Origin of the sequence: Okeania sp. SIO2B9 (assembly GCF_010672505.1) — a bacterium.
GTDB lineage: Bacteria > Cyanobacteriota > Cyanobacteriia > Cyanobacteriales > Microcoleaceae > Okeania > Okeania hirsuta.
Genome location: NZ_JAAHGK010000051.1, coordinates 1 through 12,926, shown reverse-complemented (window position 1 = coordinate 12,926; position 12,926 = coordinate 1). Strand labels below are relative to the sequence as shown.

8 protein-coding genes are annotated in these 12,926 nt (G+C 40.2%); 3 read left to right on the top strand and 5 right to left on the bottom strand.

The features are described 5' to 3' along the window. Positions 1-169: 169 nt before the first annotated feature. The 5 genes from F6K13_RS03665 to F6K13_RS03645 all read right to left on the bottom strand — a co-directional run bounded on the left by F6K13_RS03665 (position 170) and on the right by F6K13_RS03645 (position 5,604). Positions 170-595 (bottom strand): transposase, encoded by a 426-nt coding sequence (locus F6K13_RS03665; RefSeq protein ID WP_375340653.1) that lies wholly within the window; start codon positions 593-595, stop codon positions 170-172. A gap of 148 nt (positions 596-743) precedes the next feature. Next, positions 744-2,243 carry a hybrid sensor histidine kinase/response regulator gene (locus tag F6K13_RS03660; RefSeq protein ID WP_287286834.1) on the bottom strand — a complete coding sequence of 500 codons (1,500 nt, stop codon included), beginning with the start codon at positions 2,241-2,243 and terminating at the stop codon, positions 744-746. Positions 2,244-2,492: 249 nt separating this feature from the next. After that, positions 2,493-3,947, bottom strand: a complete 1,455-nt coding sequence (locus F6K13_RS03655) for an extracellular solute-binding protein (protein WP_287286832.1) — start codon at positions 3,945-3,947, stop codon at positions 2,493-2,495. A 464-nt stretch (positions 3,948-4,411) separates the two neighbouring features. Continuing rightward, on the bottom strand, positions 4,412-5,050 hold the full coding sequence (locus F6K13_RS03650) for a response regulator (protein WP_124155427.1): 639 nt from the start codon (positions 5,048-5,050) through the stop codon (positions 4,412-4,414). Between the two features lie 401 nt (positions 5,051-5,451). Next, entirely contained in the window at positions 5,452-5,604 is a 153-nt protein-coding gene (locus F6K13_RS03645) for a hypothetical protein (RefSeq protein ID WP_161565069.1), read from the bottom strand. A gap of 578 nt (positions 5,605-6,182) precedes the next feature. Here F6K13_RS03645 and F6K13_RS03640 point away from each other — a divergent pair. The 3 genes from F6K13_RS03640 to F6K13_RS03630 all read left to right on the top strand — a co-directional run bounded on the left by F6K13_RS03640 (position 6,183) and on the right by F6K13_RS03630 (position 12,831). Beyond that, complete coding sequence (locus tag F6K13_RS03640) at positions 6,183-8,540, top strand: calcium-binding protein (RefSeq protein ID WP_161565070.1); 2,358 nt, start codon at positions 6,183-6,185, stop codon at positions 8,538-8,540. 620 nt (positions 8,541-9,160) lie between these two features. Then, positions 9,161-11,968: a calcium-binding protein gene (locus tag F6K13_RS03635; RefSeq protein ID WP_161565071.1), complete on the top strand. Its 2,808-nt coding sequence runs from the start codon at positions 9,161-9,163 to the stop codon at positions 11,966-11,968. A 611-nt stretch (positions 11,969-12,579) separates the two neighbouring features. Then, positions 12,580-12,831 (top strand): hypothetical protein, encoded by a 252-nt coding sequence (locus tag F6K13_RS03630; RefSeq protein ID WP_287245112.1) that lies wholly within the window; start codon positions 12,580-12,582, stop codon positions 12,829-12,831. Positions 12,832-12,926 lie beyond the last annotated feature (95 nt).

The following is a 12,926-nucleotide window of genomic DNA, read 5'->3' as shown; positions in this document are numbered from 1 at the left end:
CTCTTCGATACTTTTGTGTGGTTCTAGCTTTAACAATCTCGGCATGGCGATCGCCCAACTCTTACTATTCATCCCTTAATTTATCAGGTTTAATTTTTTTATACCGATGCTACCGGATTTGATATTAGGGGTGATCTGGGGATAAACTCAGGTATAACCTCTTCTAATTCTAGAATAGAGGTAAATATCTTTTACTTTTTTCCAAAAGTCCAGTTAGTCCTTGTATTAAATCATGCTGTTTCATTAGTTGTTGGCACCGAAAGACTAATAGTTCTTCAAGTTCATCTAAAGAAAGGGGAGAGCTATTGGCCACAACTTCATTAGTTAAAGGCCACAAACGTTCTGCTGGTTGTAGTTCTGGTGACTTGGCAGGTAAATAGATTAAATCCAAACCCTCTGGTATCTTCAAGCTGTCACTGGTATGCCAACCGGCTTGATCGATGACCAGCAGAACTCTTTTATTCTTTCCCAGACCATATTCAGTGGCAAAATCATCTAAAACTTGATTAAATATTTTTGTGTTGACATGGGGTAGAATCCACTCTTTTAGTCTCTCCTGCCAATCGGGTGTACAAACCCATACAACCACATCCACTTATATTTTTGTCTCAGGTCGCCAATTGGCTGCTCTCCTTGTGAAACCCAAACTCGACGCAATACCGGATGAAGCCCAAGACGATGCTCGTCCATTCCCCAAACTTCAATTTCAGCCTCTGGGTATGGAGCTTGAAGAAATTTAACTTTTAAATCCAGTTTTTTTTCCAATTTTCTTGTTCGAGTGGGTCAGACTCCCCATGTTGAGGTGGAGGAACACGTAACCGATGATGAACTGATTTTGGAATCAAGTCGAGCTTGCCCGCTTCAATCTTGGCTAAATCTAAGATGTCATTAATCATGCCCAGCAAATGGTTGCCACATTTGTGCATAATTTCGACTTGCTCTTTTTCTTTTTCGGGTAAAGCGGGCGATCGCTTCAATACCTGGGCATAACCGAGAATGCCATTGAGGGGGGTGCGTAACTCGTGACTCATATTGGCAAGGAATTCGCTCTTAGCTTGGTTAGCCACTTCTGCTTTTTCTTTGGCACATCTAAGCTCGACAGTTCGCTCTTCTAGTTCAGCTGTTCGCTCTTGTACTCGTTGTTCCAGTAACTCGATAGACTCCTTAAGTTGGTGGGTCATGGTATTAAAAGTACGAGCCAATTCGCCAATTTCATTGCCATATCCGATGTCTGCACGAGCGTTTAAATTACCATCGGCAACTTGCCTGGCAATCATTGTCAAGCTGCCAATGGGAGAAGAAATAACATGTGCCATGCCAAATCCCACGCCAATTGCAGCAATTGTCGTTCCAAAAGCAAGGAGGAGGTTATTTCGGGTTTGAATTTTGATGGGTTGGAGAAAAACAGATTTCGGTCGCAAATAAGCGACCTTCCAAGATATGGTTTGGGTAGCTTCTAGCGCTCCAGCATATTTTACTTTCTTTTCTTCAGAAAGAATAGTATCAAAGTAGGGGCGCTCGGGGCTAAAATTCGCAGCAAATTCATCAAATTTGGTAAGTTTAGTTGCGTTAGGGATGGAAGGGGGCAAGCGATAAATTGCCTGTAACTCCTGAATCGTGTCAGCTTCTGGAGGAGCGAGAAATTGGAATAGAAGTTCTTCCGGTAGGTTGCCATCATCTCTATATCCTTGTGCCAAGCGTAAATTTTTATCGTCGAGCAGAATGGGAAAGGAAAAAGAACCAGCTAAATTATTATTTTCCAACACGATATGTTGGAGTTTGGTTGCGCTGTACTGACTGCGTAACACTCCAACGACTTTTCCAGTTTCGCGATCGCGGACTGACTGACTGAAGTACAAGTAAGGCTTGCCATCAAGTTCAGAAAATTCTACGTTGGATACAAAAGGTTCTCCTGTTACTAGAGTAACTTGGAAGTAGTCGCGCTCTGACTCATCTTGTCCGATCTGAGGAAAGTGGGTATCAAGCAGATTCTGCCCATTGGTATCAAGAATAGCCGAAGACACTAAAAATATTTTATCTTTGGCAATCAAGGTATTTAGGGTGTTGAGGACTTGTTCTTTTAGGGCAGGAGAAGTGCTTGGTGCAGTTTTCAAATAGGAGGCAAGGGTTTCTTGTTGCGCTTCGGTAACAATTGCCATTAAATTGGCACTAACGAACGCATCAATGTTTGCTACAGTTTGAGAAGCAGCAGCATTCAGGGATTGATTAGCCGATTTAATCAAAGCCCTTCGTGTGGTTTGGTGATTCCACCAAACAAAGCCGGCAAGAGGAGTTAGAGAAATGAAGCAAAATAAGCCTAACAGTTGATAGCGTAAGCTGTAATTCTTGAAGAAGTATTTTAGAGGACGAATATTTCGAGGGATAAGTTTCATTAGTCAGGGAATAGGGAATAGGGAATAGGGAATAGGGGGGAGAAAATTGTTTATTTCATGTCTTACATTGATTTAATTAAAACTTTTGCAATAAGTCTATTATAGGGTTTGTGCTACTTGGGCGGCTGCTTGCGCCATATTGTCCAAAGTAGTTTTAATGCTCTGTTGATTGGTCATTAATTTTCCAAGTTCCACGGGAAAGCGATTGAAACCAAGATCGATCCATTTAGGAAGATGGGGTTCTACTCCCATACGATTTTCAATAGCATCTAGAGTCACATCAAAATACTTGATAACATGAGGTTGCCCTCCAAAGCCAACTCGTAATCGAGGATCGCTATAGGTACTGCGACGAACGCCGTTGGTATTGCTCAATATTGCCACTCTGGTCATGGTGTCTGCACTTGTGAGCCATTGCAAAAATACCCATGCTGCCTCTTGTTGCTTGCTATAGCGAGAGAGTAACAAACTGCTTCCTCCACAATGGCTGATACCCGGAACTTCCCCAAAAGCACATTCGCTGGGAGAACGCAGAGCAATTTCTTGGGGACATGGGACGGTTGCAACTCGTCCTGATACTTGAGATGTCGGCGATGCTTCAAACCATGGAAACCACTCTCCCCAAGAAATCAACATAGCTACTCGACCTTGGCGAAACGCTTCTGCTTCCCCATACCAATCCCAGGTTAAGGCTTCAGGAGGAGCATATTGTCGTTGATCCAGTAAATATTCCATTCCAGCGATCGCCCACTCGTCATTAATGGCTGGCGTTCCATCCGCATGATAAAACGACCCGCCATGGGACCACAACCAAGCGGTCATATTGCAAAGCAAGCTGTTATGCCCTGCCTTCCACTGTCCTGCTGTTCCATAAACTTGAGGTTTTTTGGCTTCGTTAATTACTTGTGCTGTTGCCAAGTAGTCTGTCATTGTTGTTGGGACGGACAACCCCAATTCTTCAAAAATATCTCGGCGGTAGAACATAATAAATATGGGAATGTCATAGGGGATTGCTATCAACCGTCCTTGATAGGAAGCCATATTAGCAACCAAAGACGGGAAAAAATCCTCAAAATTGTAGTTAGGATATTGTAGTTCACTGTTCTCTAGCAACGCTCTGGGATCGATCCCAATATTAGCAAGACGACCGACCCAATCTCGATCGCAATACATGATATCGTAGATTCCGGTTTCTCTGGCAATGTCTTGCTCGATTCTTCCCAAAACAAGTTCGAGGGGTAATAGCTCCCATTGCACTTTGATTCCCGTTAGGGGAATAAATTCTTTTTGAACTAATTCCCAAGCGACTTGTGCGCTGGGTACGTCTTCTGTAATCAATCGTAGAGTCATGCCGGAAAATGTTTTAGCTACATCTTTGAGAAAGTGGTAAGCATCGGTTCCGATGACGCTTGCTGATTCTGAACCGCGAGTCTCTTCAAGGGATAATTTAACAGATGAAGAAGAGGAAAAACGACTACAGGCTTTGAGTGCATAAGTTGCACTCCATCCCAATGCTGCTGATGTTCCTAAACGCAATACATCTCGTCTTTTCATTGTTATATCATGTCCGGTTAAATAGTTATAAATGATTAGGGAGGAGTCAGGATACAGGAGACAGGAGTCAGTAGTTAGTAGAAAATAATCGATCAGGATACAAAAGTTTTTTCATCAGGACTTACGCAGTACAACCTATTTTCGTCATTGCGACCGACAGGGAAGCAATCTCAAATCTTAGTTTTTCCTACCTCATGCGTAAGTGCTGTTCATCACTAATTATCCGTCTACACATACTGGGTCAGTATTGTCTGAATCTCCTTGGTTTTGAGCTTTTTTGTACGATACTTAAATCTAGCTTTTATAATCTGAAATTTTTAACTAAAAATATAATAATATCATGTCCAGATAATCAGTGATAAAAAAATTTTTGTTTGAAGTTGGGCTTTAGCCCATGAAATATGTGTATTGGGGCTAAAGCCCAACTACAAGCTCTAATTATAACTATTAAACCGGACATAATATTATTTATAATGACTCCAAATTTGCAATTGATATCTCATGCGAGCCATTAATTCAATTATATCAATAGGTTTACCCACATAATCACTACCACCTACAGAAAACGCTTTCACTTTATCCCAGGCTTCATCCACAGCACTCACGAAAATCACCGGGATAAGTTTGGTCTTGGCATCTGCCTTCAGTTTTTGACAAACATCGTAGCCATTTATATCTGGCATATTAATATCTAGCAAAATCAGATCCGGTAATACCATCTCGGCAATTCTTAATGCCTCCGAGCCACTATCTGCTTGCCAGACTTGATACCCTTCTTCTTCCAATAAATCAGTCAATAGGGCTAAATTTTTGAGTTCATCATCCACCATCAGAATCTGCTTTGACTCTGAGGCAACAGTCTGGTCAGGAGTTACCTGACCTTGCTCCTCAAGTCCAATCATTTTCTCTTGTATCTGGCGAATTTGCAGTTGATGCTCAATACGAACGATCGCTTCTAATGTATTGAAGGGTTTAGTTATGTAGTCACTCCCACCCACAGAAAAACCTTTGATTTTATCCCAAGACCCATCTAAGGCACTGATAAAAATAATCGGAATGGCTGTAGTTCCTCGATCTGCTTTAAGGTATAGCTTCGATGCCATTTATTATTTTATAACTTATATGTTCAGTTAAATGGACATCCCATGTAAATTCTTTTTATCGCCCTTATTATTCGTAACATTCTTTTTTCAAACTGGTATAAGTAACAGCGGTTTCCAACTCTCGACAACCTTCAGCGAGACCGCGACAACTCTCCGTCAGTTGCCAATATCCCACAGGATATTAGGAAAGTCGCGATCGCTTTTGATATCATCAGTATTTATACCAATTCACTATACTTTTAAACCATTCAAATCTGACTTTTAACTTCTGGTGTCGTTGGGTAAATCTTAGAATTTACACTTAATTAGGACTTACGCAGTACAAAGTATTTTTGTCATTGCGACGGACAGGGTTTGCGGAGCAGTTTGGAACGGATAGCAATCTCAAATCCTAGTTTTTCCTACCTCATGCGTAAGTCCTGATTAATTTTTAATTTAAACTCCTCGACTCGATAGCAGGTGAATCTAACAGCTAGATTCATCTGCTTTTTTTTGTAGTTATACTGTGTTGGTGCATAATTAGAGCGATCGCTCCTTTCTATAGCGTTACGCATTAAGGTTAGGATATTTATAAATCCTGAAATCCTTTGACAGTCTACTATTCCCTAGCGCTACGCGCTATACAGATGGATTGTCCCTTATTGTATTTGTGGGACATCTACGCTGAAATGCTGAACAGCCACCTCTGTGGGAAATTTATTTGTTGATTTTTTCGACCACTGAATAAAACTGAATTTTTCGGAAATTTATTTGTTGATTTTTTAAACCACTGAATAAAACTGAATTTTCCTGAATAAAACTCTACAATATTTGTTGTATATCTACGCCAAAAAACTTAGTCATCAATACCTATACAAAATTAATTGAATATCAATTTTTAGTTACTAAAAAATATGTATATTTCAAGTCTAGACTTGATTATAAGCAGATTTATTTTTTTGCCAATCTAAGTTTATTGTCCAAATTAACCTCAAAAAAGTTCAGTTTTGGTTATGTGAAAAACTCATTACCAAAACTGAACTTTTCCGTATTGTGTTTTCTGAAAATTTTAGCGATAGTGATATTAACAATGGAAAGAGAACAATCTCTTTAAACAAAAACAACAAAAACACCCATTACGGAGGATAGAACTATGGCGGATCAGGTAGTAGTGACATGGGATGAAGTTTTCGGCCCCGGCGGTTCTTTGGATTCATCGGCTCCAGACTTGACTGACATGGGCACTAAAAATATTTCAGGGTCTTTCAATAATGACTTCCAACCAGAGGCGGGGGCTCGGAGCGCAAATTCGAGGTGGTATTACTACAGTAAGATTATTGGCTCAGATACTAATGATACTATTGATGGTAATGGTGATATGAATGCTACTGCCTTTCCTCTAATCGATCAATATGCTAATTTATTTAGTGATGATCCTAATGGCTTCGAAATAAAAGTAACACAAGCAAATGATGATATTTCTGGGGGAGCGGGCGAAGATGTAATCAGAGGTCATAACGGAGATGATACCCTCAAAGGGAATGCTGGCAACGATGAGATCTGGGGCAATGAGGGAAATGACAGTATACTTGGTGGTGGGGACAGTGATGTTCTCCGTGGCGGTTTGGGAACTGATACCCTCAAAGGGAATGCTGGTCAAGATTTACTCTATACTGGTCTTTTGACTGGAACAGAGAGTGACGACTTGCATGGAGGTGCAAATGCAGACACCTTTTTCTTGGGTGAGGTTCCACAACCACAAGAACCAGAGGACCCGGGCAAAGCTAAATTTACTGGTATTGATTGGCTAAACCTCGGTTTGAGTATAGCTGGAGATGTTAGTGACTTAGCTTTTCAATATTTCGGTTGGAACAAACTGACTAAAGAAGTCGTCCCAATGGTATTCGATATAGGCAAAAGCATTGTAGGAGGGATAGAAGATCCTAGTGCAATTCCTACAGTGCCACTACCTAAGACTGGAACTTATGCAACTATCAAAGACTTTAATCCCCGAGAAGACGTTGTTTTTATTCCCCTAGCTCCTACGGGAAAGGCAAATGTTTTTATCTCAGAGGACACCAACACTACCAGTACATTAAGCTTTAAGTATAACAGTGAAGATGGCGACAAGACCTTTGCAACTCTTGAGTTAGCGACTCCATCAGATATCTTTGGACAAGGAACGAACTCAATCAGCAGGGCTGGTCAGACCTCTATTAGAGAGACTTTGATAGATAATGCCTTAATTATTGATTCTAATGGTGCAACCCAGGGACTTTACAATGGGACAACTTTACCTATCGAAAGTAAAGATCTGGAAAACTTGGGAAGCAATAGATTCCTTGTTCTAGGTGCTTATTCGGGTCTACAATTAGAGGGTAAGGGTGGTATAGACTACCAATACGGAACCAACTTCGGTGATATAATTTCTGGGTATAACCTCGATCCAAATGATGACATACAATCTGACCCAGCCTCAGTAGATAACGATCAGTTGAGAGGATTTAATGGTGATGATGTATTCTTAGGTGGAGCTGGAGCTGACATTATCAAAGGAGATGATGGTTTAGACACTTCTTCCTACATACACTCTACTGCTGGCGTTACAGTTGATTTAACCAATAAACCAAACAATACCTATGTTGAAGTCGCCAACGATGGATTCGGTGGCAAAGATAAGCTATACAGCATTGAGAACATCATAGGTAGTGACTATGATGATGAGATCACAGGAGACAATAAACCTAACGTTTTAGGTAGTGCACAAGGAGACGATATTCTCACAGGTAATGGTGATGAAGATACTTTCATCCTCTCAAGTGGAACAAATACAATTACAGACTTCAACCCTTCTCAAGATAAGATTCAGATTGATGTTAAAGCATATTACGAGAACAATCAATCTGTAGACTTTGATGCGACTCATTCTGATACGACTAATACCCTTACTATTTCTCTTGCTGGTCAAGATGCTGCTATTCTAGAAAATATCTCTAATTCTCAAGTGGCAAATGCCTTACAAAAAATTGAGTTTATTGGAGAAGAAAACAACACAATTGTCATGGGCGATGATGACAACAACACTGGTCTCGGTGGCTCGTTTTCTAGTCAGTATATCTATGGTGGTGGTGGCCAAGATGGTCTCAGAGCATTGCGTAGCAAGGATGTGTTACTAGGAGGAGATGGTGACGATTATCTTGATGGCTCTCAACAAGCTGACATCTTGATTGGTGGTGCTGGTGCTGATACTTTTACTCTCTATAATTTTGCCGGAGGGTATTTTTCTGGTGGCCAATGGGTAAGGAATGTTGCTCCCGATAGCATTATGGACTTCACTGCTGCTGAAGGGGATCAGATTAATATCTTGACAAGCCATTTTGATGGTCTTAGCAGTCTGTCAGATCTCGCGTATGATAATAACTCAAATGAATTGTCGTTTAATGACTCTGTGATTGCCATTCTCGAAAATGAATCTGGCTTTGATCCTAATAGTCACGTTTCTTTGTTTTAACTAAAACTTCACAGTAGATAACTTAATTCCAAATTTTGATTTAAACTCCTCAACTTGATAGCAAGTGAATCTAACCTAGATTCATCTGCTTTTGAGTGCAGCAATATAGCGCTACGGGCGAAGCAAAAGTCACTTTTTATATCTTTTTTTATATGTTGGGCGTGATGTGTGAAATGGCGATTTCTATGCGGCTTCACTGAATTTAGAAGTTAAATTTGATCGACTAAAAACTTTGACAATACAATAATTTATTTGTTGATTTTTTCAACCACTGAATAAAACTGAATTTTCCTGAATAAAATTCTACGATATTTGTCGTATATCTACGCCAAAATACTTACTCATAAATTAATTCAAAAATCTATTTGAAGTTACCAAGCAATCTCTGTATATCAAGTCTAGACTTGATTATAAGCAGATTTATTTTTGGGTAAACCTAATTGTCTTGTCCCAATTTACCTCAAAAAAGTTCAGTTTTGGTTATGTGAAAAACTCATTACCAAAACTGAACTTTTCCGTATTGTGTTTTCTGAAAATTTCAGCGATAGTGATATTACAGAGGGAAAGAAAAAAACATCTTTCCAATGCCAACAAAAATTATATTTGAAGGAGAAAAAAACATGGCAGAAACTGTCTTTAATGAACAAGTATCGAAAGTTTACTTTACAGGTCGCTACGCACTCCGAATTATGGAGCAATCAAACCCCCACACTATGCCAGACTGGCAGACAAACTTTTCAAATAATATTCATCGGCACGATCCTGGTAATACCATAATACATGAAACCAGGAAAGAGAGGGAAGCTCTAGGCTTGGACTATAAAAACGTTCATGTGAAGGAATTTCTTTCTTACTCTACTATTAATGGCAACGATCGTGATAACAACATTACCGGCGCACAGCCACAGAGCTATACTTGGTATCATGGCATTAACAATAGTAAGACTTCTTCAAGGCACTGGGATGGTACTTTCGACGATGAAATTAATGGAGGAAAAGGAAACGACGTTATTCAAGGCTTGAACGGGAATGATACTCTCAGAGGTGAGGAGGATAATGATGTACTTCATGGTGGAAACGGAAGAGACAATCTTGAGGGAGGAATCGGTAATGATGCACTTCATGGTGGAGAAGGAACTGACAATCTAGACGGAGGAATCGGCTATGACTTATTGTACACAGGTCGTCTAACTAATGGCCAAAGCGATACACTGAAAGGTGGTGCAAATGCTGATACCTTCTTTTTGGGAGATGCTACCACCCCGGCAAATAATGACCCCGTTACTACAGGAGGAGGTTTTAACTGGAAAAATCTAGGTTTAAGCCTGGCAGGAGACGTTAGTGACTTACTCTTCACAGTTATTCCCGGCTTGGGGACTGTTGGCAAAATCACCAAAGAAATCGTGCCAATGCTGTTTGATGTAACCAAAGCTACCTCAAATAACGTTACAGCCCCAGTTGAAAAAGGCGCAAGTGATGCTGACACAGGTTCTGCCACCATTACAGACTTCAACCCTACCGAGGATGTCATATTTATTCCTCTACCATCGGATGGTGATATCTACATTGATCAAAATAACACTGGTAACAATCTCTTAAAGGTTTTTCAGGATACAGACAAAACTGATACGATTGCAACTGTTCAACTATCTAATGACTTTAATAATCTTGAAGGTAATTCAAACGGCAAACTTCAGTCAAACTGGTTTGATATTCTTGAACGCAACGCATTAATTCTTGATTCTAGTGGTGCCAAAGATTACAAAAGTAATACACAACTGAATATTGCACCTGAAGATATCGAAAACTTAGGAACAAACAAATTTCTGGTTCTGGGAGCCTATTCCGGATTTGATATCAAGGGTAGCAATAATTCTGATTATTCCTACGGGACACAATTTGGTGATGTTATCTATGGCTATGAAACACCAGCAGCAGCATATACAGCTGATGATGATGTGCTGTATGGATTTAAGGGCGACGATCAGTTTTTGGCTGGACAAGGTAACGACCGTATTTTTGGTGGTGATGGTTCTGATTCAGCAAACTATATGGACTCTACATCAGGTATCACTATTAACTTAGAGAATGGGGGGAACAATGATGATGGCTTCGGTACCAAAGACACGTTAAACAGCATTGAGAACATTATTGGTAGCGATCATAATGACAATATCACAGGAGATGGTCAGGCTAACATCTTTATTAGTGGAAAAGGGGACGATAATCTAACTGGTAATGGTGGTCAAGATACTTTCAGGCTCTCTAGTGGGAAAAATACAATTACAGACTTTACATCTTCTGAGGATAAGATTCAGATTGATGTAAAAGAATATTACGATAGCAATTCATCTGTAGACTTTGATGCGACTTATTCTGATACTGATAATAAGCTTACTATTTCTATTGCTGGTCAGCAGGCTGCTATCCTAGAAAATATCTCTGAAAATCAAGTTGCAGATGCCTTAAAACAAATTGAGTTTATTGGAGAAGAAAACAACACAATTGTCATCAACAATGAGGAAACCAGCAGTAAGATCGGCGACTCAGCTGGTAGTCAGTATGTCTATGGTCATGCAGGCAACGATAACATCGCATTATTTGGAGGTAGGGATGTTGTACTAGGAGGAGATGGTGGCGATAGCATCATTACCTCTCAACAAGGTGACACTGCAATTGGTGGTACTGGTGCTGATACTTTTAGTCTCAATCAATATGGAACCAACTTTTCTCCCGACCGCATCCTGGACTTCACTCCTGCTGAAGGAGATAAGATTGAGATATGGAAAAAGAATTTGGATGCTATTAGTGATAACTCCGATCCTTCCTTAGGCTTAAACTTTACCCATTCAGAAACTAATAATGCTCTCACTATTACTCTTGGCGATCGGGATCTTGCCATTCTAGAAAATATCTCTAAAAATCAAGTAGGAGATGCCTTAAAACAAATTGAGATTTTGGGTTCACAAACAGACAATGACGGTTCAGAAGGTAGTGATGATGTTCTCATCGGCAACTCCGGCAATCAATTAATGCGAGGTCTTGGTGGTAATGATTACCTGTATAGCGGTGGAGGCAACGATACTCTCCGAGGTGGGTGGCAGGACGATCTGCTCCTAGGAGGAGATGGTAACGACCTTCTGCAAGGCTTTGAAGATAGTGATGTTTTAATTGGTGGTGGTGGTGCTGATATATTTGCTTTCATTGAGCGTTTTGATGCCTTTAGTGGTGTTGACAAGATTCTTGACTTCACTGCTTCTGAAGGAGATCGAATTCGTATTAATAGGTTTCACTATGGTTTTAGTAGTCTGAGTGATTTGAGCTTTAATGAACAAGGTCAATTGTTAGCTAATGGTGACAAAGTTATTGCTATTCTCGAAAATGAATCTGGCTTTAATCTTAACAGTCATGTTGATCTGGTCGGGTAATCCTCTAAATCAAGTGATTTAGGGAGCAAGGTAGGGAATAAGGAACACTTAACTCTTAACAGAAAGTACCTTAAATTCTTAGTTTTTAATAAATCATATTCCCTTGACTACTTGACTTTGTTTTGGATATCACTACTTCTACACCACTACCCTCTGTTCTAAGTTCTAACTCAAACTTTATATTAGTCAGAATTATTAATCTTGAAAGCAGGTGAATCTAACAACTAGATTCATCTGCTTTTGAGTGCAGCAATATAGCGCTACGGGCAAAGCAAAAGTAACTTTTGAGTATCTTGGGTGTGATGTGGGAGATGGGGATGGGGAGTTCTAGAAATATTTGGCAATGGCGCTCGTGAAGATGAAAATTTTTTTATATCGAATTAATATCATGTTCGGATGATCACTTATAATAAAGCCAAAATCATTACAGTAGAGGTATTCAAAGTTGATAGCCAAAAGGATGGCGATATAGCTGCCGCACTTGCTCCGCCAACGCCAACTACCTAAGTGCTCAAGAGTTACTGGTTCATGATCGCCAGGCGACAAATGTCACCGAACGTACCCATTACCAAATAATTTGGTTATTAGTGACAGGAAAAACACCATGATAAGTGGCCCATGTCACTGGTGACAGTAGAACTTGGATTTATCAGTTAGTCAAACGCTACAACAAATGGGGCACAAAAAGTTTGGGAGACGGGCAACATCACAACCAAGGGCAGGAGGCAATATTAACAGATTTACAGCAAGCCCAACTGTGGCAAGTTCTCTGTGAAAAATCACCAGATGGTGGATTGTGGAACGGTCGTCAAGTAGCCGATTGGTTAAGTGATATCATGTCCGGTAGCATCGGTCTTGTATAGCAAAGGTAAGGAAGAAGGAAGAAGGAAGAAGGAAGAAGAAAGAGGGAAGAGGAAAGAAGGCTACCCTCGCAAGAAAAAACCATCATTTCCTGTAG

Bases quoted from the DNA above. Each gene is read 5' to 3' on its own strand.
- F6K13_RS03655 (WP_287286832.1), bottom strand. From the start codon at position 3,947: ATGAAAAGACGAGATGTATTGCGTTTAGGAACATCAGCAGCATTGGGA.
- F6K13_RS03650 (WP_124155427.1), bottom strand. From the start codon at position 5,050: ATGGCATCGAAGCTATACCTTAAAGCAGATCGAGGAACTACAGCCATT.
- F6K13_RS03645 (WP_161565069.1), bottom strand. From the start codon at position 5,604: ATGCGTAACGCTATAGAAAGGAGCGATCGCTCTAATTATGCACCAACA.
- F6K13_RS03640 (WP_161565070.1), top strand. From the start codon at position 6,183: ATGGCGGATCAGGTAGTAGTGACATGGGATGAAGTTTTCGGCCCCGGC.
- F6K13_RS03635 (WP_161565071.1), top strand. From the start codon at position 9,161: ATGGCAGAAACTGTCTTTAATGAACAAGTATCGAAAGTTTACTTTACA.